Origin of the sequence: Phyllobacterium phragmitis (assembly GCF_002980495.1) — a bacterium.
Taxonomy (GTDB): Bacteria; Pseudomonadota; Alphaproteobacteria; order Rhizobiales; family Rhizobiaceae; genus Paramesorhizobium; species Paramesorhizobium phragmitis.
The window spans coordinates 263,291-287,054 of record NZ_PVBR01000004.1; the positions used below are offsets into that span (position 1 = coordinate 263,291).

The window sequence follows — 23,764 nt, forward strand, 5'->3', positions numbered from 1 at the left end:
CTTTGGCCGGAGCTGCTAAAGTCTTTCGGTCAGAAGCGCACGCAATTCTTCCGCGGTTTCGACAGGCGGCAGACAGACAAGCCCGCGGCAGAGATAGGCCGCGGGCTTTTTCGTATCGGGGATGAGGCCCTGCGGCAGCGTCACAGCTGCCGGATCGTTGCCGATCGGGATCAGCAAATCGGTGCGGCGCGGATCCGGAATTCGATTCGCCTCCGCAACGAGCGGGTAATCGCCATCGGGTGCGACGATCACCAGTTTCCACGGATCAATGGCGAGGCTGGCGGCATTGAGAATACCCGCCTGTCCGTAATGCAGGTTTTTGATGCGGCCCAGCGCATGCTCGGCCACAGCGACTGCACGCTCCCGGAGATACTCTTCGCCGGTTGCAGTTGCCAGCCGGATCAGCGCTTCGATGATCTGGCTCGTCGCGCTGGGAATGGCTTCGTCCTGATCGCCGCGAATCCGCAGAATGACATCATCCGTATCACTGGCCGAGAGATTATAGCCGCCATCATCCGCGATATGCCAACGGTCGAGTTGGGCAAGGAAATGCATGGCATCATCGATATAGGCTTTGTCATAGTCGACCTGATAGAGCGACAGCGCGGCGTTGATCATCGCTGCATAATCGGTCGAAAGGGCGGGATAGAGCCTGGATTCGCCCATCACGGAGTGTGGAAGCCGACCCTCGCGCATCGATTCGGATATGGAACGATAGGCTTTTCGAGCGATATCGGCCCAGTCCGGCCGATCGAGAACACCGGCGGCCTCCGCCAGCGCCCTGATCAGAAGTCCGTTCCAGTCGGTCAGCGCCTTGTCGTCGCGCCCGGGCCGTATCCGCTTTTCACGCTCTGCAAGAAGCTTCTGCCTGTCGGTTTCCAGGGCGCGTTCCTCATCGAGATTATCCGACGCGCGCGACTTCAGCCGGTTGAGGATCGTCTTTCCTTCCCAGTTTCCCCGAGGGGTGACATCATATTGCGCATTGAAGGACTGGGCATCGGGCAGGATGGCGCTGATCTGATCGGCCGACCAGACATAGAATTTGCCTTCCTCTCCCTCGCTGTCCGCATCGAGACTGGAAGCAAAGGTATCGTTCGGCAGACGCATTTCCCGGATGAGCCAGGCCACCGTATCTTCGATTCGGCGGCGAAACAATGGATTGTCCGTCTGTGCATGGGCCCATGAGGCATGGCGGATCATCTGCGCATTGTCATAGAGCATCTTTTCGAAATGCGGCGCCAGCCAACGCTCATCGACGCTGTAGCGGGCCAGGCCGCCGCCGAGATGATCATAGATGCCGCCCTGCAGCATGATTTCCAGACTGAGGATGAATGCGTCCCTATGGGCCGTGTTACCATTGCGCAGCCATGACAGCCACAGCGCGTCCATGAAAGGTGCATTGGGGAATTTCGGTGCACCGCGCAAGCCGCCATTGTGCAAATCCATCATCGAATAGACCTGGTCGACGAACCGATCGGACACCGCCTTGTCCAGGAGGGATGCAGAGGCAGTGCCGGCGAGACGAGTGGCGATGTGTGCCGACAGCGCCGCGACATTATGGTTAATACTTTCCTTATCCTGCTCCCAGACGCGGCGGATCGAATGAAGGACGTCGATGAAACCGGGACGCCCGTAGCGCGCCTGTTTGGGAAAGTAGGTGCCGCCCCAGAAGGGCTGGCCCTCCGGCGTCAAAAACATGGTCAAGGGCCAGCCGCCTTGTTCGCCCATGGCGGTCAGCGCCGCCATATAGATCTGGTCGATATCGGGTCTTTCCTCGCGATCGACTTTCACATTGACGAAGAGGCGGTTCATGATTTCGGCCACTTCGTCATCCTCGAAGCACTCATGCGCCATGACATGGCACCAATGGCAGGCGGCGTAGCCGACGGAGAGGAGAACCGGCCTGTCGGTCCGCTTTGCCTCATCGAGCGCCTGTTTTCCCCAGGGCTGCCAATGGACCGGATTGTCGGCGTGCTGGCGCAGATAGGCGCTGGATTGCTCGCCAAGGCGGTTTTCAGCAAGAAGAGTCATCGGTAACAACCTTTCCTTCCCCGGCGTGAGGGAGTAATCACACCCATACAATCTGGCCCATGCTCTGGCCATAGTCTGGAATGATAATGATGAAACCGCAAATGGGGTTCCCCGATACGATTTTTGCCTTGTCGAGCGGGCGACTGCCTTCCGGCGTGGCCGTTATCCGTATATCCGGCGCCCAAGTTCGATTCGTAGTCGAAACGATATCGGGTGAAACGCCGGAACCGAGGAAGGCCGTCTATCGCCAGTTCCGGTCCCCTGCGGGCGAGGTTCTGGATCGCGGATTACTCTTGTTCTTTCCTGGGCCACATAGCTTTACAGGTGAGGACTGCGCCGAATTCCATCTGCACGGCGGCGTCGCTGTCGTTGACAGGTTCCTGCGTGAACTCTCGAGCTTTGAAAGCTGCCGAATGGCCGAGCCCGGTGAGTTCACGCGCAGGGCGTTCGCCAATGGCAAGATGGATCTGACGGTGGCGGAGGGCTTGGCGGACCTCGTTTCTGCGGAGACGGAAGGTCAGAGGCGACTGGCTTTGCAGGTTGCATCAGGCGCGCAACGGAACCTCTATATGGATTGGCGCCGCGAGTTGATCCAGGCGCGGGCGTTGATCGAGGCGGAACTGGATTTTGCCGATGAATCCGATGTCCCGGGGTCGGTTTCGGCAAAGGTCTGGCAGGCCATGCGTTTCCTTTCCGAGCAGATCGGCCGGCACCTGGTAGATGGCGAAAGGGCGGCGGTTTTCCGGGACGGTTTTCATGTCGCCATCATCGGCGCGCCGAATGCCGGAAAATCCAGCCTGTTGAACATGCTTGCCGGGCGGGATGTGGCGATCATATCGGAGGAAGCGGGCACGACGCGTGACCTGATCGAAGTCAAACTGGACCTCGGCGGCATTCCCGTCTTTCTCACCGATACGGCCGGATTGCGGGAGGCGGATGGTCATGTCGAGCGGATCGGCATCGAACGCGCCCGTGCCCGCGCGGCGTCGGCCGATCTGGTGCTGTTGCTGGAAGATATGAGCCGACCCGAATCTGTCGACCTGCCGGATTTTGAAGGAGCGATGTGGCGGGTGGGCAATAAGAAGGATCTTGCCGACCCGGGAAACGGAGAACGATGGACATATCAGATTTCCGCGCGTTCCGGCGAAGGTGTGGATGATCTGATCGAGGCAATCACCCGGTCGGCCGTGGAGAAGGCGGGCAGCATCGGTGATGTTGTTCCGACGCGACACCGGCATATGGATTTGCTCAAGGCCACCCGACAGGAAATCAACGAGGCTATAGAGCGAGAGGATTTTCCACTGGAGCTGCGGGCGGAGAATCTGCGCCGGGCGTCACAGTTTCTCGGGCGCATCACCGGCGATGTCGATGTCGAGGATATTCTGGATGTAATCTTCTCGCAGTTCTGCATCGGCAAATGATTCACGTGAAACATTCCGCTTGACGGCTTGTTGGCGCATGGAATGTTTCACGTGAAACATCTGTGGAATCTCCAGACTTGACTTGACTCCGTCAAACGCTCATGACCACTGCCTCCAGGAAAGTGAGAATGTGATGCAGAAATTCGATGTCATCATTGTCGGAGGCGGGCATGCCGGCTGCGAAGCGGCTGCTGCTTCTGCTCGCCTGGGCGCCAGCACGGCGCTGGTTACGCATCGTTTCGATACGATAGGGGTCATGTCTTGCAATCCGGCGATTGGCGGCCTCGGAAAGGGGCATCTGGTCCGCGAGATCGACGCGCTCGACGGCCTGATGGGCCGGGTGGTGGATGCCGCCGGCATTCAATTCCGCCTGCTCAACCGCCGTAAGGGTCCGGCAGTACGTGGGCCACGCGCCCAGGCCGACCGCAAGCTTTATCGCCTGGCAATGCAGGATCTCATTCGCACGCAGGAAAATCTCGTCGTCATCGAAGGCGGCGTGAATGACTTGATCCTCGACAATGGAGCGGTATCCGGCGTCAAGCTGGCCGATGGACGGAATCTTGCCGCCGGTTCGGTGGTGCTGACATCAGGAACCTTTCTGCGCGGCCTCATCCATATTGGCGAAAGGAAGATACCGGCGGGACGGATGGGCGAGCAGCCGGCGCTTGGTCTATCGGACACATTGAAGGCGCAGGGCTTTGCGCTCGGTCGTCTCAAGACCGGCACGCCTCCGCGGCTCGACGGCGGTAGCATCGATTGGAAAGGGCTCGACGTGCAGAAGCCGGACGAGGTGCCGGTGCCGTTTTCGTTGATGACAGATCGGATCACCACACCGCAGATTGATTGCGGCATTACCCGTACGACGCCGGAGACGCACGCGATCATTCGTGACAATCTGCATCGTTCGGCGATGTATTCGGGATCCATAGAAGGTATTGGCCCGCGCTACTGTCCTTCCGTGGAGGACAAGATCGTCAAGTTCGGCGATCGTGACGGTCACCAGATCTTTCTGGAGCCGGAAGGGCTCGACGATCATACGGTCTATCCCAATGGCATCTCCACGTCCTTGCCTGAGGATGTCCAGCTGGCGCTGCTGAAGACCATTCCGGGCCTGGAGCAGGCAATCATGCTGCAGCCCGGCTATGCGATCGAGTATGATTTCATCGATCCCCGCGAGCTTGAACGCAGTCTGGAAACACGGAGAATCCGCGGACTGTTCCTTGCCGGGCAGATCAACGGAACCACCGGTTATGAGGAAGCGGCGGCGCAGGGGCTTCTGGCGGGGCTGAATGCAGCCAGGCGGGCGGGCGATGCCGAACCTAGCATTATCCACCGCACCGAAGCTTATCTTGGGGTGATGGTCGATGATCTGACATCACGCGGCGTCAGCGAACCTTACCGCATGTTCACGTCGCGGGCGGAGTTTCGGCTTTCGCTGCGTGCCGACAATGCCGACCAGCGCCTGACACCCCTGGCTGACAAGCTTGGCATCCTTGGCGAGGCGCGCCGGACCCGCTTTGCCGAGCGCCAGGCAAGGCTTGATGCCGCGCGTGATCTGGCACAGCAATTGTCGCTGACGCCCAATATGGCCGAAAGGCATGGGTTACATCTGAACAAGGATGGCGTTCGGCGTTCGGCCTATGGTTTGCTCGCCTATCCCGATATCGATCTCAACAGGCTCGTTGCGATCTGGCCGGAGCTGGGGGCAGTCGATCCGGCAACGCGGGAAGCGCTTGAGGTCGAAGCGCAATATGCGGTTTATCTGGAGCGGCAGCAATCCGATATCGCTATCATGGAGCGTGAGGAGCGTCTTCTGATCCCAGGTGATATCGAATTCGCTTCTGTGGCAGGATTGTCGAACGAGCTGAAGCAGAAGCTTCTCCAGAGGATGCCGAAATCCATAGCCGAAGCGCAGCGAATCGACGGCATGACCCCTGCGGCGCTGGCGCTTGTTATAGCGCAGGTTCGCCGCCAGGGTCCGAGGCGTAATGAAGCCGTAGCGGAAGATACCGCGCCAGGCGGGCGGGACGTCGCGTGAGGGAAGAGCGTTTCCTGCAGTTGCGGAATCTCGTTCCGGTTGTTTCACGTGAAACATTCGAATCGCTTGACGCATTCGAATCGCTGTTTCGAAAATGGTCGTCAGCGATCAACCTCGCATCGCCTTCGACGCTTTCTCATCTGTGGGAACGCCATATCCTCGACAGCGCGCAGCTTTTTCCGCTGGCTCCTGAAGCGCGGAAATGGCTCGATCTCGGGTCCGGTGGCGGATTTCCGGGCGTGGTTCTGGCGATTCTCCTCAAGGAGAGGGCGGATTCCTCCATCGATCTCGTCGAAAGCAATGGGAAGAAAGCGGCATTTCTTCGGACGGCCATCGCACAGACGAAGGCTTCAGGGCGCGTGCATGCGCAGCGCATTGAATCGATGTGGTCCGAGATAAAGGCGCCCGATATCATCACGGCAAGAGCACTTGCTCCGTTGAATGATCTGCTTTCGCTGTCCGAACCCTGGTTGATCTCAGGCGCTACCGCACTTTTTCAAAAAGGACGGGATTATCGGCGGGAAATTGAGGAAAGCCATGACGGTTGGGCATTCGATCTGGTAGAACATCCGAGTGCTGTCGGAGAAGAGTCGGTTATTCTCGAGATCAGAAATCTGAGGAATACCCGGCGCAGCGGTTCAAATTCCGCTGAACTTCCGAAAGCAGAGCAGTAGCCAAGGCGACAGCGATGATGAATAAGACCCGTATCATAACGATTGCAAACCAGAAGGGCGGGGTTGGCAAGACGACGACCGCCATCAACCTGGCGACCGCTCTTGCGGCCATTGGCGAGATGGTGCTGATCGTCGATCTGGATCCGCAGGGCAATGCCAGCACCGGCCTCGGGATCGACCGGCGCAACCGCGCGCATTCATCCTATGACGTTCTGACCCAGGCTTCATCCGTAATGGATGCGGCTGTCGCGACGGATGTCCCCAATCTCTCTATCGTCCCCTCGACGCTCGATCTCCTGGGAATTGAAATGGAAATTGCGCAGGCGCCAGACCGCACGCGGCGGCTGCGCAATGCGCTGCGCTTCGATTCAGAGGTTGCCGAGCATTTTACCTATATCCTGGTCGATTGCCCGCCATCGCTCAATCTGCTGACGCTCAATGCCATGGCGGCCGCCGATTCCGTTCTGGTGCCGTTACAGTGTGAGTTCTTTGCTCTGGAAGGGCTCAGCCAGCTTCTGGAGACCGTCGATCAGGTGAGAAATTCGCTTAACCCCGACCTGTCGATCCAAGGCATCGTTCTGACGATGTTCGACAGCCGCAACAATCTGGCCTCGCAAGTGGTCGATGATGTCAGGTCGTTTATGGGGGAAAAAGTGTATCGGACCGTCATTCCGCGCAATGTGCGTGTTTCCGAGGCGCCCTCGCACGGAAAGCCGGCGATCCTCTATGATCTGAAATGTGCCGGCAGCCAGGCCTATCTCCAGCTTGCTTCGGAAGTCATCCAGCGGGAGCGGCAGCTGAGAGCCGCCTGAGAATTCGATTCGAATACGAAACAATCGTGGAAAGTTACTGCAGATGAACGATGATCCCTCAAAAAAACGCCTCGGCCGTGGATTGGCGGCTTTGATCGGCGAGATGGACCGTCCGGCGGAAGGCAAGAAGGCGCCGATCCCGCTCGAGCGCCATGTTCCCATCGAGTTCATCAGCCGCAATCCGCGCAATCCGCGCCGGGCTTTCAAGGATATCGAGCTGGAAGATCTGGCGCAGTCGATACGCGAGCATGGCGTCGTGCAGCCGGTCGTCGTGCGGCCGGCTCCCGGTTTGCCAGACCGTTTCGAGCTGATCGCAGGTGAGCGCCGCTGGCGTGCCGCACAGCGGGCGGGGCTGACCACCCTGCCGATCATCCTGCGGGATGTCGATGACCGGGTCGCTCTGGAACTGGCGATCATCGAGAACGTCCAGCGCGCCGACCTCAACCCGGTCGAAGAAGCTGCAGGATACCAGCAGCTCATCGAGGACCATGACTATACACAGGCCGATCTGGCGCAGGTTATCGGCAAGAGCCGCAGCCATGTCGCCAACACGCTCCGGCTCTTGAAACTGCCCGACAATGTTCAGGGTATGATTACGGACGGCGCATTGTCGGCAGGTCATGCCCGCTGCTTGGTCACGGCGGACAATCCTGCTGTCCTCGCCGAACGGATCGTTCGCGACGGACTCTCGGTACGTCAGGCGGAAGCCCTGGCGCAGTCCGAGGGGAACGGCGGCTCCGAGCGCAGGGCCGAGAAGACCCCGGCTGTCGAGAAAGATGCCGATACGAAGGCGCTGGAAAAACTTCTGTCGGACGTCACGGGAATGAAGGTCGAGATCAATCACCGCGAGAAGGGCGGCGAAGTGCGTATCCGCTATGCTTCGCTGGAACAGCTTGACGAAGTCTGTCGCCGGCTGCAAAGCTGATGCTGTTGTCCGACAAATATCCCAATTGATTGAATAGGTTAGAGAGGTTCCTGTTTTGATGGAATCGTCCAGCCTTACCATTCTGCACCGTCGGAATTGTGGAGATGACGAGGCATGAATTCCTGTGACAAGCACAGGAATGACGGAAGATTGACTATTTGTCGGCCAATCGCGGGCGTTTTCGCCCGCAGAACGGTAGCTTACAGGGGCGAAATCATTTCCATCTCCGTCATTCCTGTGCCCGGGCCTGTGTTTGTCACAGGAATCCATGCCTCACCGATGCCGCTGTTGCTACGGTTGGAATAGGGTGTTTGCCACCGTCAAGATTGAGGAATGACTGAACGTATCGTTTCCGTCTGAAAGTGAACACCTAGCTTGTTTCGATTCGATTCCGGAATGAAAATCGATCGCCGAAGCGGAAGGTCTATTTATTGCGGCCGGCGCGGGCTGCTTCGACGGTGAACGCAAGCAATGCCTGGCGGATGATCGGGATTGCAAGCGCGGCATTGCGGCGGCTTTCCAGGATCGTCCGCTGCAGCCGTTCCATGACACGAACCAGACTTTCGCCGGTCCAGCGACCGAGCGCGTTCTCGACGAGTTTGCGGCGATTGAAGAAGACCGGCGGCCTGGCCGAGGCAACCGCCGTGGCGATCGGTTTACGCTCCTGCTCGATCGCATAGCGCAAAATCTGCATCTGCTGGAACTGGCGCATGGCCGTATTGAGAATGAGAAAAGGCGGCGAACCTGACTTCACGACGCGATCGAACGCGGTGCTGAAGCGTGCGATATCGCCGATGAGAATGGCATCAACGATCTCGTCATGGGAGAGCGCGCTGACATCGCCTACGGCTTCGCGGACGTCATCGGCGGTTATGCGCTCCTTGCCGTGCGCGTAAAGGCAGAGTTTTTCCAATTCGCCGCGTGTGGCCAGGCGGTCGCCGCCGAGGCTGTCACGCAGCATCTGACGCGCATCGAGCGTGATCTGGAGCTTTTCGCGTGAAAGGACATCATCGATGACGGCGTCTATTCCACGCGAGTCGTCGCTATAGCAGGGCAGTGCCATGGCGGGGCGGGCGCCTTCAACGATGGTGCGAAGGGCGGCGCTTTTCTTCAGATCGCCTGCTTCGATCAGGATACGGGTATCCGTTGGCGGTTCCGCCGCCAGTATCTTCACCGCGTCGGCCAATCCCTTCTGGCCCGCCGCATTGCGTACCCATAACAGCCGCTCGCCGCCGAACATGGAAATGGTCCGCGCTTCGTCGGAGAGCCTGGCCGGATCGGAATCGACATCGTCGGCTTCCAGCCGGATGACGGCGAAGGGATCATCGAGCGCAAGGCCCGTCGACCGGGCGAAGACGGTGGCACGCTCGCTGACCAGCCCCTTGTCGGGTCCATAGAGAAGCACGATCACCGACGATTTGTCGGGCCGGCCGAGAAAAGCGTCGACTTCGTGGGATTTCTTCTGCGCCATGGCTTCTGCTTAGAACAAGTCGCGGTCGAATGGAACCGTTTCGGGTCTCGGAAAGCCTGGCTTGGCGAGGTTCCTGATCATTCCATCAGCAGCGCATCATCGTCCAGATTCTGGCCGCGGACACGGCGGAACATCTGGATGAGATCCTCGACGCCGAGTGTCTTCCGGCTATCGCCGGCGACATCGAGAACGATGCTGCCGCCATGCAACATGATCGTGCGGGTGCCGAAATCGAGCGCCTGGCGCATCGAATGGGTCACCATCAATGTCGTCAGCCTGTTTTCGTTGACCAGCGACTGCGTCAGCTCCATGACATATTCGGCCATTCCGGGATCGAGTGCTGCCGTATGCTCGTCGAGAAGCAGGACTTCCGAGCCTGCCAGTGTCGCCATGACAAGCGACAGCGCCTGCCGCTGCCCTCCGGAAAGCAGTTCCATACGATCCTGCATCCGGTTTTCGAGACCGAGATTGAGTGCGGCGACGCGCTCGCGGAAATTGGCGCGGCGTTTTCCGCCGAGCGCCGGCGCCAGACCACGCCTTTTGCCGCGCGCTGCCGCCAGAGCCAGATTTTCTTCGATGGTGAGCGCACCGCAACTGCCGGTCAGCGGATCCTGGAACACGCGCGCGACAAGTCCCGCCCGATCTGCCGTCGGTTTGCGGGTGACGTTCTTGCCGCCGATGAGGACCTTGCCCTCCGTCGGCAGGATATCGCCTGCCAACACGCCGAGCAATGTCGACTTGCCGGCGCCGTTGGAACCGATGACGGTGACGAAGGCGCCTTCGTCAATGGTCAGATTGACGTCCGAGAGGGCCTGCTTTTCCAATGGCGTGCCACGCCCGAAGGTGACGCCAAGCTTCGAAATTTCGATCATGCGGCGGCTCCTCCACGGCGAAGGCGCGGCAATATCAGCGCGATGGTGACGAGAACGGCGGTAACCAGATTGAGATCCGATGCCTTGAGGCCGAGAAAATCGCTCGACAAGGCGAATTGAATAGCGATGCGGTAAAGGATCGATCCACCGACGCACCCGAGCAGTGCGATCAGGAGAAGACGGCTGCGGAACAGCGTTTCGCCGATGATGACCGCCGCCAGGCCGACGACGATCGTCCCGACGCCCGCGGTGACATCGGCAAAGCCGTTGGTCTGGGCGAAAAGCGATCCGCCGAGCGCGACCAGGGCGTTCGAAAGCGCCATGCCGAGATAGATCTGGCGATCGGTCTTGACGCCCTGGGCCCGGGCCATGCGCGGGTTGGCGCCGGTCGCGCGCATGGCGAGACCCATGTCGCTTTCCAGGAAGCGCCACACCAGAACGACCGCAACTGCGACAAGGACAGCGACGAAAAGCGGGCGCACGTAGAAATCCGCAAGGCCCTGTCCAAAGAAGGGCGAGATCATCGTCTCCTGATTGATCAGCGCGATGTTCGGGCGGCCCATTACCCGCAGATTGACCGAGAAGAGCGCGATCATGGTCAGGATCGACGCGAGGAGATTGAGGATGCGGAAGCGAACGTTCAACGTGGCGGTGACGAGACCGGCGGCGGCGCCTGCCAGCATGGCGATCCCAGCCGCAAGCCAGGCATTGAAACCGGCGAGGATCAGAACGGCCGTGACGGCGGCGCCGAGCGGGAATGAACCGTCGACGGTGAGATCAGGAAAATCAAGCACGCGGAACGCCAGATAAACGCCGAGCGCGACAAAGGAAAAGACGAGGCCTAGCTCGACCGCACCCCAAAAGGCGATCTGGCTCACAGTGAACGATCCTTCAAGACGGTATGGTTTCCTTAGATCATGATGATTTTGGCTTGAAGCAATCCAAAATCATCAACGATCGATTCCAACGGGTTAGGGCGGGATGCGGGCGGAAAATCGCTTCTGCCTCTCCCGAGCATGTCCTTTTTAGCGGACCGCGTCCGGTTATCCAAGAACGCGGCAGCGGAAAATCCGCCGCCGCGTTCTTGAAAAATGATCTTGCAAATGTCGACTGGCCCTGGAGGTGTCGCGTTTACTTGATGACCTTGGTGGCGCGATCGACGACGGCCTGCGGGATTTCCACGCCCATCTTCTTCGCGGCGACGAGATTGACGACGAGATCGGTACCAGCGGCGATCTTGACCGGGATGTCGCCCGGCTTTTCGCCGTTCAGAACACGGGCGACGATGGCGCCGGTCTGCTTGCCGACATCATGATAGTTGAAGCCGAGGGCGGCAATCGCGCCACGATTGACGGAATCCGTATCGGCGGTGAAAAGCGGGATCTTGTTTTCCTCCGCGACGGCAACCGCACCTTCCAGCGCCGAAACGATGGTATTGTCGGTCGGGACATAAATAATGTCGGCACGTCCGACAAGCGCACGCGCCGCACCCTGTACGTCTGCGGAACGGGTCGCGGTCGATTCAATCACGGAAAGGCCGCCCGCCTCGGCGGCTTCCTTCAAAGCGGCGAGAAGCGAGACCGAATTGGTTTCGCCGGAATTATAGAGAAAGCCGATGGTTTTGGCGTCGGGGAAGATTTCCTTGATCAGCGCCACGTGGTCGACGACCGGCGACATATCGGAAAGACCGGTGACATTGCCGCCCGGCTTGTCGAATTCCTTCACGAGCTGCGCGCCGACGGGATCGGATACGGCGGTGAACACGACAGGTATGTCACGTGTCGCGGAGACCACTGCCTGAGCGGACGGTGTGGAGATCGGCACGATCACATCCGGATTGTCGCCGATGAACTGCCGGGCGATCTGAGCAGCGGTGCCGGCATTGCCCTGGGCGGATTCATAGACGAATTTGAGATTTTCACCTTCCTTGAAACCGGCTTCGGCCAAGGCTTCCTTCACGCCGTCGCGGGTGGCGTCGAGAGCGGGATGTTCGACAATGGCCGTCACGGCCACGGTCACGTCGCGCGCTACGGATGGTGTTGCAAGAACGGTAGCGGCGAGCAGTGCCAATACAATCGAACGCATGAAAATCTCCCTGTTTTTAAGCGTCTTCGAAAGCGTCTTTGTTTTCACGCAAGTCGGATGGGAAAGGCAGTTTCCGCTTTTTCCCGGGACTTGCTTTAGTCAAGCCGGCTGCTGAAATCAACGCGTGATCAAAAGGAAGCAGCGGTTCATTCGTTCCCCGGTTTTTTGGGAGTATCTTTCCGCGAGCAGCTTTTGTCATGCAAATAATACAAAGCGGTCAATAATACCAAAGGCCAAGACGTTTCTGATCATAATTTGGAAAATCGAAAGTTGGCGCCTGTTCGGGTGGGGATCGCAGCCTCCAGCCATATCGGGCCGAAAGTGTTGCCCATGTCTCCGGTATAAACCGTAACCTATGTGTCCCGAACGGACCTGATTTAATTGGTGATCCCGACTGGATTCGAACCAGTGACCCTCAGATTAGGAATTTTTCTGTCAACATTTTTTATCACCGTAAGTTATTGAAATCATTACAATCGGCAATTTGCCAGTCCAGAAATTCCGTTTACAGGTCGGTAGAAAGTCGGTAGAAACCGCCCGTGTCAACAATTTGAGGCGGGGTAGAAAATGCCGACGATTCGCACGGAAATCGGGCCTTCAGAGGTAGCAGGAGCAAAGGAATTGGCGAAGGCCGGACAGGCAAAGCCCTTTGTGTTTTCTGACACGGTTGAGAAGGGCTTGCGACTTGTTGTCGAGGGGCACTCCGTCCGCTGGCAACTGAATTGGGGTAATAAAACAAAAAGCCTCGGCGGGCTCGACAAGCTCAAGAATGCGAAGGCTGCGAGGGAGACGGCGCGGAAGGTACGCGACCTGCTGCGCGACGGCGTGAACCCGAAAGCTTTCCTGACGGGGAAGGCAGTCGGTAAATCTGATGGTGAGGCGACGGCAGCAGCCGAGAAGGCGACGAAGGTCGCAGCTGGCGGATGGACGTGGGAAACGCTCGTAGCGGAGTACACGGACGGCTATCTCGCGAAGCCTCGAATCGTGCGCGGGACGCTGCGCCCGCCATCGGAAGGAAGTGTCCGCACGGCGCGGGACGCGCTGTCGATTCCGGAAGCAGACGTGCTCAAGGAGAAGCTTCTGACGGAAATGGACATCCCTGACCTTGAGGGAGTTCGGGACGCTGCCGCGCTGCGGGGGAAAACTCCGTCGCGGGCGTTCGTGGCAAATGCCAAAGCCGCCTTGTCCTTCGCGAAGCGGAAGCACGCGGGCAAATCAGGTCTGCACGGCGTTACACGCTGGTGGATGGAAGTCCAGCCGCTGGACGAAACGGCAACCCAGCCACGTACCCGGATGCCGTCCCTACGGGACATCGGGCGGGTGCTGTATGTCGCCGAAAAGCACCGTGTGGCAGGCGGGCGGAAGGCAGCGCGGGAAACGTCGGAAGTGACCGTGTGCGCGATGTGGTGGCTGATCCTGACCGCCCAGCGGTCCAGCGCGGCCATGGCGGTAGAGCGGGCGAGAATCCTGCCGTGGCCGGAAGGTCCGGCAGGATGGAAAGTAGCAGCGTGGGAGGAAGCGCAGATGAAATCGAAGCGGTTCCACGCGCTGCCGATTCCGCCGCGCCTCGTCCTGCTGACGGAACGGGCGATTGCCGTCGCGCCCCGGGAATCGCAGTTTGTTTTCCCCCGGTTGGCGCAGAAGGCAGGGGATGCCGACAAGCCAATTTCGACCACGGCGACACGGGACTACCTGACGCGGCTGCGTGGTGTACCGCCGAAATCGCCGAAGGGACGGAAACGGAAAGACGCGAAGCGGAAGGCGCAAGAACTCAAGGGGCGGCTGGTCAACCACCTGGAAGGGGTGCCGCATTTCAGCGCCCACGATCTGCGGCGGACTTTCGCGACGGTATGCAGCGATCGCAAGGTGAGGCCGGACGCGATTTCCGCCGTGCTCGACCATGCGGGGCTGGAAACCGGGCAAAAAATGCTGCGGTCAGCCGACGTGACACGGCTAGCGTACGACTACAGTCAGCGGCTGGCGGTTAAAGCGGAAGCCGTGGAGGCATGGTGTACAGCGGTTTTCGAGGCCGTGGAAGCGGAGTGGGAAGCGAACCGGCCAGCACCACCCTTGTCATTTCGAGCGCCCCCGCCCCCGCTGGCGGCGGTGGTCGCCAAGGTCGAGGACGCGCGGCGCAAGGGGGCTTTTTCGCCGGAGGCGCCGTGGTATGTCCTCATGGAGCGCGTGCAGCAGGAAGAGCGTAAAGGACTGTCGCTGGCAGGGCTTTCCAGAAGCGAGGAAACAGAGGCCGAGGCGTAAGAGGGACATATGGGCGGGCGGGCGGATCAAGCGTATGAGGAGGAACGCGAGCGGGCTTTCCGGAAGTGGAAAGCCTCGCTGACGTGGCGCGAGTACCTATCATGGCAATGGGAGCGCTGGCGATACGTCGTCGCCGGGGCGGCGACGGCAGTGGGAGCATTCCTGCTGTGGCGGCTGCTGCCCTAGTCCCCGATAGGTGACCGTGACCCTACCGCGATCTCCATCAAATCTCTTTCAGATTTGAGTTCCCATAACTCGACCTGGAAGCGGGAGAAAGCTGCGCCCCAAGACTGACAGTATCGGCCCTGAGACGGACAAGGCTAAAAAGAGTTGCTGCGATTGATAGCAACATCAACGACATGATCGCCAAGAGCCCGGTTGAGAACGCCATTCCAAATTCCCAAATCGGATCACGATTACCCTTGTCATAAAGAAACGCACCAAACATAGATGCGGCTCCATACCAGAGTGCAGAAAATATTACTAACCCTATGATCGTCAAAGCTATGCTTTTCTTTGTTGGAAATGAGGAAACATGTATTCCTCTATGATCTTCAAGGGCCAATATGAGGTTGTCTTTCCCTTTCCATGGCATCGAAGCGTATCGGAATTTTCTTGTGTAGAAGGTGACCATGCTTCCGAGCTGTATTTTGGTTGACATATCCGACTCAAGCACTGCATTATTTATTCTGATAAATGACCCGTCATCCTTCTTCACCAGAAGGAACGAATATTTAGAGCAGGAGTCGCGCTCTAATTGCTTGCCTGCAATGGTAGGCCCTATCTCTTCTACAACGCCAGATACCGTAGTTATTTCAGGATTTAAGTTCATTGCCCAAGCCCCAGTTTACCCGCCGCGAAATATACAGCGCATTCCTTAAGCTTTCTTCAAACTCCTCATGCCTTTTCCAGCGATTCGGAATTCTTCGGCCAGGGCAGATGGTAGGCGCACGTCCGGCCCGACCTTGGCCTGCTTGCTGACGCGGGCGATGACCTCGCGGCCGCTGCGACGCCAGTCGCGGAGAGCCGCGTGGCGGTTACGGGAGACCTCGTGAAGAAGGCGCTGCCAGTCGTGCCCCTCGGTCGCGTAGGCCTCGAAGAAGGATTGTAGGGCGTGGTCCTCGGCGATCCGGACATCCTGCCCTAGCCATGCGCACCACGGCAGGCCGGGGCGGCGGATCTGTCGGAAAGCCTTACCGTCGCAGCGGCCGCGCGCCTCGGCCGCGTCGGACGCGACCCAGCACCCCAAAGCAGCGTCGTAGCGGCTGTACTCCGGGTACGTTCGGCCTGCCGCCCTGGCCGCGACGTAGCGGCGCAAGGCGTGGGCCTCGTCGGCATTTTCGTGACGTGACGAAATCATTCAGGCCTCGGTGCTGATGACGCCTCCGGCTCCGGCACTTCGAAGACGAGCGGGGGCCGAACGGCGCGGTCACGGTTCTTCTCGTCCTCGTCCTCGCGGGCCTCGCGGCCGTACTCACGAAAATGGTCGAGGGCGGCGAGGATTTCCGCCTGAGGCTTGCCGACCAGCTTGCCGCGCTGCTCGTCGTCCAGGTGAAGGGTGACGAAATCGGCAAGCTGTTCATCGTTCGTCTGGAGCCGGGTGAGCGCTTCGCGGTCGCCGGCAGCCGCCTCCAACAGGAGGCTCGCGATGGCCTTGCGGCGCTTGATCTCGTCCATCTCCTCGTCTTCGTCCCGCGCTCGGGCGCGGTCAGCCTCGAACTTCCTACGCACCTCCTCGGAAGGCTGATAGAGTTCGCCCGTGCTCTGGTCATAGACCTGCACACCCTGACGTTGGGCCTCCAGCCAGCACGAATCTTTGAATGCCCTGTCGCCGAAAACTTCAACCTCGCTGCCCCATTCCGCTGCGGCCTTTTCCACTAGCGCCCTGACTGCTGCGTCGGACGCGGACGGGCCATGAACACGGATCTCGTCGCCGAGATCCTGGAGTCGGCAGGAGCCGATCGTCACCCACACGCCGTCAGGGGCCTCGGTGACCTGGTGGTATCCGCGCGACCGCCACCGATCGGCAAGGGACTCGACCTGGGCGGCGGGGACGGCAGGAACCTCGTTGCGTCTGCGGCGCTGGCGCATGCCGGAACCCCGGCGCTGAAGGCTCTTGAGCTCTTCAAGGCGCTCGATGTCGTCCGCGTAGTCCGCGTCGAAAATCGCCTTCGCGACCTCATCGGCGTAGCCGTACTTGCCGTAGGTCCGGATGCGGCGGCCCTCGACCTCCACCCAACCGCCGTCGCGGGTCTGGATTCTGGCGATATGAGGCCGGGCAACGTCGATCATGTAGAGCTTGTCTGCGTCGATGCCGCGAGCATCGGGGAAGCGATCGGCTAGCAGACCGCGCTTGAAGTCTTGGCGGTGCTTCCGTCGGATGCCCTTGCTGGCCTGGAATTTCGGGTTCGTTTTCATTAGTTCCTCCTCGATGTTCTGCAACTCGTTCTCTGCGATCCTCGCCGCGCGCATGCTTGAAACAAGCTGCGTCCTGCGGTCGTGGTGCTTGCGTTTCGTGACGGCGCGCTTGCGCCCCTCCCCGATGTCCGGCTCCGCAACGCGGTCAATGCCGAGGTCCGCCCAGCTCTTATGCGTCACCCGGCGGGTGGAGCCGGCGCGCTCAAGAAAGGCGTTGGCGATGCCAGCGATGCGCTCGCGTTCGGCTTTCAGGGCATCGCCGCGCTTGCCGCCTCCGTGGCGGCCTCCGGACTCGAAAATCCGGGTGAGGGAATCGTTCTTCACGGCCGCGAATCCGTGGGGCCGCGATGCGTCCAGCGCGCGCGTGGTGAGCATGCCGTGGATGTGCGGATTCAAGTTTCGGTCGGCTGCGGTCGGGGCGTGGATGGCGATGTCCACGACTGCCCCAGCCTCGACGTAGCGACGGCAGATTTCCTCGGCGAAGGCCTGCCATTCCGATTCCGGGATGTCTCTCGGGATGCTGATTTCCACCTCCCTGCCGACGACACCATTGGCGCGCTCGACGGCCTCGCACGCGTTCCATAGGGCCTCACGGTCGCGGGTCCAGTCGGGCGCGTCGGCGGGAGCCAAGATGAAGGCGGCAACGCAATGCTTGCGGGTGTAGTCGAAAGTCTCGCCGATGCGCTCGTCGGTGAGACATGAGGCGCTACGGTAGGCAGCGGCGGCGACGGACGAGCGGCCCTTGCTCCGCTGGAAGACTTTCGCGGTCATGTGGTAGAGGGCGAATCCGTCCGGCAGGGAGGTCATGGCAGATGCCTCCGACGCATGGCTGCGCGGTATGAAGCGTAGTAAGCGGCTGCATGGGCACGAAAGCCTCGGCGGGCGCTTCGCCCGGTGACGCTCCGGGCCATCTCGTAAATCTGGATCGGGGGAACACCGATGTCGGACAAGGCGCGTTCATAATCGACGAAAGCGCCCCAGCCGTCGCGGAACTGCGGGCTGTCGGGGCCAAAGGTGACAACGGGAGGCATGTCAGTGACGAGCCTCCGCGCCCGCGTGCTTGACCCACAAGGGGCCGTCCTCCTCGTCGGCGAAGAAGGGCTCGAAATCGTCCGTGGCGAATTCGAAATCGGCGCCGCCGGAGAAGCTGAAAACAAGCTGCACGTGGCGCAAGAAGCGCTCATGGGGCATGTGCCAGAAGCCGCCGTTGTGTGGCGTCGAAACCTGGTCCATGTCCATGCGCAGATGGTGGCGGAAAAAGAGCGCGCCTTCCCAGCCTGACGGGTCGCGGGTGACTGCTAGGCGTCCGGTCAGCCTCTCGCCTTCGTGCTCGGTGACGACAGGCACGACGTATTTGTATTCGTCGCAAGGGAGGCATTCCGGCTCAGGCGGCAACGAAAGCTCGCCCCCGAAATTTTCGTAGGTGAAGTCCTCAGCGTTCATGGTCATTTCCTCCGTCACAGCAGCACCGCGTCGTCCGTGATCTCGTAACCTGCGGCCTCCAGCGCGCAGCGGAGTCCGTTACGCTGTGCATGGGTGCCGACGATCACGGGGTCGCCGTCGTCATCCCTGAAGTCCAGGAACCCGGCCTGTCGCGCGTAATGTCGAAGCTGCGCGCGGCTGAGACCGCCTGCCTCGACGGACAGGATCTCGGCGCCGGGGTGGCTGCGCCACATGAGCCAGACTTGATTCATCACTCCTCCTCCTGCCGCCCAGGCTCCCGCCCCTGTGGGGCGCGCTGCAAACGTCAGTTTGCTTATGCGCGCCCTTCATGCCAGGGAGGCATGCCTGCGGCTTCACACGATGTTTGTGTGACGGCTTGACTATAGCAAGGCCCCGCCAAACGATTGTTTTGACGTCGCTATTTGAAGGTGAAGTTTCGGGCCGAAAATGCTCGCGGCTTCAACTTTTTTGGGGATGCGGATTCGGCAAGAAAGGCGGTTTGCACGTGCGCCGCCGGCGGATTCGAGGAGGAGGATTCAGAATGCTCGACCTGGGAAAACTGAGGGCTCGGGAGAGGGGGCTGCTCCAGCGCAAGGCGAAGCTGGAGTCGGACCTAGCGAAGCTGCGGGCACGTGAAAAGAACGCCGCTCGGCGCGACGACACGAGGCGAAAAATCGTCTTGGGCGGGGCGCTGCTTGCGGCGATGGAATCCGGTGCGGCGCCGTCTGGAATCGGACGGATGCTGGTGGCGCGTTTCGTCACTGACCGGGACAAAAAATTGTTCGAGGGGTCACCGCTGGCCGTCACTGGAGCGAGCACGGAATCGGTGCCGCCGGATGCGCCAGATACAGATGCGAGGGAGTGAGAAATCATGCCCCTCGATCTCCTCGCAACGCCATCGGAGCACAACATTCTCTGGGCTTGGCTCAATGCCCTACTGCCCTCGGATGCGTCGAGTCCGTGGGGCTTCGCCATGGCGGTTTTCTCCTCCACGCTGACGTTTGCGGGAGCCCTGTTTTTGGGCTTCCACCTCATCACAGCGATTGTTTCCTCGGCTTCCTCGGGCAAGGTCCTGGGCGACAAGTACCACCAGATTTATGCGCCGCTGCGGCTCGTGATCGGCTTCGGTCTCCTCGTCCCGATCGCGATGAGTTTTTCCAGTGCGCACTACCTGCTGCGCGACGTTGTCGGCCGTGCCGCGATCAATCTGGCTGACGCAAATTGGGCTGCGTTCGTCGATTATGCGGCGGGCAAGGAAGTAAAAATTGCGCCGCTGTCGCCGGGCGGTTCAACGCTCGTCCTAGACATCCTGGAATCGGAAATCTGCGCAGCCGTGCACAGCCGGATGGCGGAGCCGTGGGGGCTGCCGACGACGCGGGTCCCGCCCGCCTCCGGACAGCGGAAGGGCGATACTCTGGGCTGGTGGAATCCGGTCACGGTGAACGAGCGCACGGAGTGGAACTATGGGGCGGATTGCGGCCGCATCGCCCTGCCCGTGATTCCCGATAAGCTTGGCTTCACGGCCGACCGGGAAGCGGCGGTTGCGAAGATCGTAGCGACCGTGCGCGCGGGCGCCCAGCAATTCGGGGAGGTCTTCCGCGTCCACGACGAACCACTGTCAGCTGAACAGGCGCTGACCGCGATCCGCGCTGGCAGACTACCCCAGCTCTCGGAAGCAGTCAGACAGATCGGGCGGCAGTACGACCAAGCTATTGCCGCAGCCACGGCCAAGGAAATGTCGCTGGACAAGGACGCTGCCGCGAGGCGGCAGCGTCTCGTGGATGCGGCTCGTCAGCAAGGGGTGGCGACGGCAGGCATGTGGTGGGCGCACATCTCACAGCGATCGCGAGCGGTATCGGCACTCACCGGGGCGAGGCATGAGCGCACGGCCATCCGGCTTGGCAAAGACGGCAGCGCGGGTAAGAAAAATATCGAGGCCGCGCTGGCGACGGTGAGGAACCTTGTCGCAGGCGAGGAGGCCGAAATTCAACTCAGCGCTAACGATTTCGCGGCTGGGGGTGACGAGGCTGCGGGCATCTTCACACGGCTGCTCTCCCCGGTCTTTCGCGACCTGGGCGAATGGACGCTCACCTCCGGCGATCCCAACGCCTCTACGGTCCAGAAGATGCTCAAAAGCGATCCGATCGGCGACCAGATATCCAGCGGCCATTTCTTCATGGGGATCGCGGAAGCAGGCATCCTCGCCGCCCTTGCCCCCATCGCCCTCGCCTCGTCCGCGCCCGGCATGGTGACCGGGGCGTGGGGAGCGGTTTTCTGGGCAATGGGATGGTCGGCACCCATCCTCGGGACGCTCTGGATAATCGGGGCAGTTCGCGCATACGTACTGCCGATTTTGCCGTTCGTTTATGTGTGGGTTTTCATGAGCCTGTGGCTGCTCGCGGTGCTAGAAGCGGCCATTTCCCTGATCGTATGGGCCTTCGGCTTCATCCGGATGGACGGCGAGGACTTGCTTGCCCAGCAGTCGAAAATGGGCGGGATGCTGCTCTTTCAGGTTTTTCTGATGCCTGTTCTCGGCCTGCTCGCTTTTGAAGCCGCGTTCATCCTGCTCCCGCTCATCGTGGGAGGACTAGAGGTCATGTGGGCGACAGCATTCTTCGGGCAGACGGGCGGACAACTCATCGGTCCCTCTGCGCTGCTCGTCGGGTACGTCCTGATAACGTTCCTGACGCTCTACCTCGTCATGCATGTCCTCGGGCAAATTTTCCACATTCCCGACCGGGTAATGGCATGGTTCGGGGCGCCCTCCCACGGATTCAGCGACAAGTCGTTGTTCGTGGCGACAGCCGGTGGGCTGGCTGCCGTTCTAGGCCGGGGCATGCCAGGACTTCCTAGCATACCGAAGGCGGACCCCAAAGATGACGGGTCCGGAGGCAAGGGGAAGCCTGCAATCGGCGGTATCACCGACCGCAAGAAATGAAGAAGGCCCCCGCAAGGGGCCTTGTTTGTCACTGGCTGGATTCGGAAGTCAGAAGCCGCCGATGTAGCGGATACCGACGTAGGCGAGCGCGCCGGCCCAGCCGACGACATTCAGAAGCCCGCAGATCAGGGCGGCAGTAGCGAAACCGTTCATGTGAGCCTCCTCGGCTGGGTGTTAAAATCTGCCTCTTTCAGCCCTTCCGGCGAGACGGGCGCAAGTGGCTGGCGCGGGTGCAGGCGATAGCCGAACCACGGGCCGCTTGCGGACAGGACGAGCCGGACAGGCATCTTCTGGCACGATTTTAACACCAGCAGAGGCAAGAGCCCAGGACGTCAACTCGCTCTCGCAGCCATGACCGCAACGCTGCTGGTTGGCTCGGACGCAGAAAAGAAAAGCGGCCCACAAGGGAGCCGCTTTCTTTGTTCGTTCGTTACTTCCAACCCCTCAAGGGGAACGATCACTAAGAAAATGGTGTCGCAGAAAAAGACCGACGTCAACACCTATTCGTATCCTCACGCCGCCGCGAAGCGCAGGGGTCAAGGGGACACCCCCTCCGTGACGAGTAACGAAATTCAGGCGATGACCTGTCCGCCGACGCCGAGGAAGAGTGCCAGCCACACCCCCGCACGGCCGGACCACATTACGGCCGCCGCAAGGTCGTTCGTCCAGTGCTCGCCCGCAAAAATCGGGCGAGCGAGATATTCCGTCCCGAGCGCCGCAAGGGCGATGCTGACGGCGAGTAGGACCGTCCATTCGGCGGCCGTGAGTGGAAACAATAGCATAGCAACCCCCTAAGCAGCCCTGCGTCCAGGAAAAAGATTCACGACCGCGTCGCCGCCCCTGACAACGGCTACAGGTTCCTCGCGGCTACAGCCGCCGCATATGCGGTCGGCGACTGCCTCAAGGGCATTTTCGAGCGCGGCCACGGCCGGATACCCGCCGCGATTAATCGCGAAAGCGCAGCTGTCCGTTAAGACGTGCAGATTCGGGCAAGAACGGCAGTCGCCGTTGGACTCGACGCAAAGATTCATTGAGGGCTCCTGTGGTATGGGAGATGGATGATGGGAAGGCTGCGGCACGCGTCCGTCTGGCGTGCCGCGTGGCGCGGCGTTCACGCTGCCTCGTCGCGCTCGTCGTCGGGGTCAATGATGTTGCAATAGGCCAGGTGCTCGCGGCATTCGGCTTCGAGAATCTGGCGGTCGATTTCGCGCTGAATCCGGGCTTCCTCCAGGCGCTCGCGGGTGCGCTTGACGAGCTCCCGGCGCATCGTGGCAAGGGTCGCGTCAGTCGGGGCCAGACTGGCGCTCGACCAGCCTGGCAGGTTGCGCACGGTGCCGACGGACAGGCCGAGGAGCCCGGCAAGCTCGGCCCGCGACATGCCTAGGCGCGTCCGGAGGCGGGCATATTCCTCGCGACGCCTCCGGCGGTCGGCGGCTGCGGCCTCGGGGCTGCCGCCGCGAGGCGGACGGCCGGGGCGGTGGTGACGGGGTGCAGGGTGCTGGGTCATGCTGCGATCTCCTCGGGTGTGGCTGCGGCTTCTCGGGCGATGGGGTCGGCGGCGCGACGGTAGAGCCAGCGGTGATATGCCTGTCCGGCGGGGGAGGCCTGGAAGGCCTTCTCAGCCGCATCCCAGTCATCGAACGCGGCCTCATACGCCTCAACGGCCGCGATGTAGTCGGTGCGGTCGCGCTTCCATACCGGACCGGTCAACTCCCCGAGCTCGACGCACAAGAGAACCTGTCGGCCCGCGCGCTCCTTCGCGTCCCTAGCCGCTTCAAAAGCCACCTGAAGCTCGCGTTCGCGAAGCCATTCAGGCGACCGTTCCCAAAATCTGTCCATGATCGATCTCCCTTCGTTTCCAGGCTTTCCGGCCCTCGCCAGAGCCGTCTCGTGACGGCTCTGGCGAGGGCCGGGGCTAGTGCTCCGGCTTCCGTGTCAGGCTGCGATGCCCTTGTCTTCGGCATCGGGGTTTCCGGCGAAAAAGTCGCTGATGTTGAAGCCGTCGAAATCCTCGCCGCCGGCATCGTCCACGCGGTCCATGAGGAACCATTCCCCCTCGTCAGGATTCAGGCCGCGATTGATGAGGGCTTGGTAACGCAGCGCCTCGGCGCGGGTGCCCCAGCCATATTCAGCATCTGCCCTTCGGCCGAAGGGGTAGAAGGCGAACCAGGCTTCGCCATTGTCCTCGGCGAGTTCCGCCAGGTCGGCCGCGCGCTCGGCATCCGTCAGGACTTCATAGCTTCTGCCGCGATCCCATCCGCACACGGCCTGCTCGGCTACCTTGGTGAAAATCTCGGCTGCGGCCTCGGCCTCGTATTCCTCACGACTGACCTGCCCCATGTTGAACCTCTCTTTCGCTGCTCTCTATACTCATGTT

General features: G+C 60.7%; 23 protein-coding genes. 8 read left to right on the forward strand and 15 right to left on the reverse strand.

From position 1 onward, the window contains the following. Positions 1-15 precede the first annotated feature (15 nt). A complete protein-coding gene (locus C5748_RS07245; RefSeq protein ID WP_105741255.1) occupies positions 16-2,031 on the reverse strand; it encodes a thioredoxin domain-containing protein in 2,016 nt (671 codons plus the stop codon). Between the two features lie 89 nt (positions 2,032-2,120). On the opposite strand from C5748_RS07245, the gene mnmE reads away from it, so the two are divergent. From mnmE to C5748_RS07270, 5 genes are all read left to right on the forward strand, one after another. Next, the gene (gene mnmE, locus C5748_RS07250) at positions 2,121-3,452 is read left to right on the forward strand and encodes a tRNA uridine-5-carboxymethylaminomethyl(34) synthesis GTPase MnmE (RefSeq protein ID WP_245428876.1); all 1,332 of its coding nucleotides are present in this window, start codon (positions 2,121-2,123) and stop codon (positions 3,450-3,452) included. Between the two features lie 133 nt (positions 3,453-3,585). Beyond that, positions 3,586-5,490 carry a tRNA uridine-5-carboxymethylaminomethyl(34) synthesis enzyme MnmG gene (mnmG, locus tag C5748_RS07255; protein WP_105741257.1) on the forward strand — a complete coding sequence of 635 codons (1,905 nt, stop codon included), beginning with the start codon at positions 3,586-3,588 and terminating at the stop codon, positions 5,488-5,490. Next, positions 5,487-6,164, forward strand: coding sequence for a 16S rRNA (guanine(527)-N(7))-methyltransferase RsmG (gene rsmG / locus C5748_RS07260; protein WP_105741258.1), 678 nt, complete (start codon positions 5,487-5,489; stop codon positions 6,162-6,164). The genes mnmG and rsmG overlap by 4 nt, the downstream gene beginning before the upstream one ends. A gap of 17 nt (positions 6,165-6,181) precedes the next feature. Continuing rightward, on the forward strand, positions 6,182-6,976 hold the full coding sequence (locus tag C5748_RS07265) for a ParA family protein (protein ID WP_105741394.1): 795 nt from the start codon (positions 6,182-6,184) through the stop codon (positions 6,974-6,976). Positions 6,977-7,019: 43 nt separating this feature from the next. Next, positions 7,020-7,901, forward strand: coding sequence for a ParB/RepB/Spo0J family partition protein (locus C5748_RS07270; RefSeq protein WP_105741259.1), 882 nt, complete (start codon positions 7,020-7,022; stop codon positions 7,899-7,901). A gap of 424 nt (positions 7,902-8,325) precedes the next feature. Here C5748_RS07270 and holA read toward each other — a convergent pair whose 3' ends face one another. The 4 genes from holA to C5748_RS07290 all read right to left on the reverse strand — a co-directional run bounded on the left by holA (position 8,326) and on the right by C5748_RS07290 (position 12,329). Continuing rightward, on the reverse strand, positions 8,326-9,372 hold the full coding sequence (holA, locus tag C5748_RS07275) for a DNA polymerase III subunit delta (protein WP_105741260.1): 1,047 nt from the start codon (positions 9,370-9,372) through the stop codon (positions 8,326-8,328). 77 nt (positions 9,373-9,449) lie between these two features. After that, positions 9,450-10,244 carry an ABC transporter ATP-binding protein gene (locus C5748_RS07280; protein WP_105741261.1) on the reverse strand — a complete coding sequence of 265 codons (795 nt, stop codon included), beginning with the start codon at positions 10,242-10,244 and terminating at the stop codon, positions 9,450-9,452. Further along, positions 10,241-11,122, reverse strand: a complete 882-nt coding sequence (locus C5748_RS07285) for an ABC transporter permease (RefSeq protein WP_105741262.1) — start codon at positions 11,120-11,122, stop codon at positions 10,241-10,243. Before C5748_RS07285 ends, C5748_RS07280 begins: the two co-directional genes overlap by 4 nt. 253 nt (positions 11,123-11,375) lie before the next feature. After that, positions 11,376-12,329 carry an ABC transporter substrate-binding protein gene (locus tag C5748_RS07290; RefSeq protein ID WP_105741395.1) on the reverse strand — a complete coding sequence of 318 codons (954 nt, stop codon included), beginning with the start codon at positions 12,327-12,329 and terminating at the stop codon, positions 11,376-11,378. Positions 12,330-12,896: 567 nt separating this feature from the next. Here C5748_RS07290 and C5748_RS07295 point away from each other — a divergent pair. Further along, the gene (locus tag C5748_RS07295) at positions 12,897-14,588 is read left to right on the forward strand and encodes a site-specific integrase (RefSeq protein WP_105741263.1); all 1,692 of its coding nucleotides are present in this window, start codon (positions 12,897-12,899) and stop codon (positions 14,586-14,588) included. A gap of 223 nt (positions 14,589-14,811) precedes the next feature. Here the strand turns inward: C5748_RS07295 and C5748_RS07300 are convergent, their stop codons facing one another. From C5748_RS07300 to C5748_RS07325, 6 genes are read right to left on the reverse strand one after another with little or no spacing between them, the layout of a single operon-like run. Beyond that, complete coding sequence (locus tag C5748_RS07300; protein ID WP_105741264.1) at positions 14,812-15,420, reverse strand: hypothetical protein; 609 nt, start codon at positions 15,418-15,420, stop codon at positions 14,812-14,814. A gap of 45 nt (positions 15,421-15,465) precedes the next feature. Continuing rightward, positions 15,466-15,948, reverse strand: coding sequence for a hypothetical protein (locus C5748_RS07305; RefSeq protein WP_105741265.1), 483 nt, complete (start codon positions 15,946-15,948; stop codon positions 15,466-15,468). After that, positions 15,945-17,813 carry a MobA/MobL family protein gene (locus tag C5748_RS07310; protein WP_105741266.1) on the reverse strand — a complete coding sequence of 623 codons (1,869 nt, stop codon included), beginning with the start codon at positions 17,811-17,813 and terminating at the stop codon, positions 15,945-15,947. Before C5748_RS07310 ends, C5748_RS07305 begins: the two co-directional genes overlap by 4 nt. Beyond that, positions 17,810-18,037, reverse strand: coding sequence for a hypothetical protein (locus tag C5748_RS07315; protein ID WP_105741267.1), 228 nt, complete (start codon positions 18,035-18,037; stop codon positions 17,810-17,812). Before C5748_RS07315 ends, C5748_RS07310 begins: the two co-directional genes overlap by 4 nt. A gap of 1 nt (position 18,038) precedes the next feature. Beyond that, on the reverse strand, positions 18,039-18,449 hold the full coding sequence (locus tag C5748_RS07320; RefSeq protein WP_105741268.1) for a hypothetical protein: 411 nt from the start codon (positions 18,447-18,449) through the stop codon (positions 18,039-18,041). A 14-nt stretch (positions 18,450-18,463) separates the two neighbouring features. After that, entirely contained in the window at positions 18,464-18,700 is a 237-nt protein-coding gene (locus tag C5748_RS07325) for a hypothetical protein (protein ID WP_105741269.1), read from the reverse strand. Positions 18,701-18,990: 290 nt separating this feature from the next. Between C5748_RS07325 and C5748_RS07330 the strand changes: the two genes are divergently transcribed. Beyond that, positions 18,991-19,314, forward strand: a complete 324-nt coding sequence (locus C5748_RS07330) for a hypothetical protein (protein ID WP_199194731.1) — start codon at positions 18,991-18,993, stop codon at positions 19,312-19,314. A gap of 6 nt (positions 19,315-19,320) precedes the next feature. Continuing rightward, positions 19,321-21,387, forward strand: a complete 2,067-nt coding sequence (locus C5748_RS07335; RefSeq protein WP_105741270.1) for a DotA/TraY family protein — start codon at positions 19,321-19,323, stop codon at positions 21,385-21,387. Positions 21,388-21,959: 572 nt separating this feature from the next. Here the strand turns inward: C5748_RS07335 and C5748_RS07340 are convergent. From C5748_RS07340 to C5748_RS07360, 4 genes are all read right to left on the reverse strand, one after another. Continuing rightward, positions 21,960-22,169, reverse strand: a complete 210-nt coding sequence (locus tag C5748_RS07340) for a hypothetical protein (protein ID WP_105741271.1) — start codon at positions 22,167-22,169, stop codon at positions 21,960-21,962. 329 nt (positions 22,170-22,498) lie between these two features. Next, the gene (locus tag C5748_RS07350; RefSeq protein WP_105741273.1) at positions 22,499-22,765 is read right to left on the reverse strand and encodes a hypothetical protein; all 267 of its coding nucleotides are present in this window, start codon (positions 22,763-22,765) and stop codon (positions 22,499-22,501) included. Positions 22,766-22,890: 125 nt separating this feature from the next. After that, positions 22,891-23,226 (reverse strand): hypothetical protein, encoded by a 336-nt coding sequence (locus C5748_RS07355; protein WP_105741274.1) that lies wholly within the window; start codon positions 23,224-23,226, stop codon positions 22,891-22,893. A gap of 96 nt (positions 23,227-23,322) precedes the next feature. After that, entirely contained in the window at positions 23,323-23,727 is a 405-nt protein-coding gene (locus C5748_RS07360) for a hypothetical protein (protein WP_105741275.1), read from the reverse strand. Positions 23,728-23,764 lie beyond the last annotated feature (37 nt).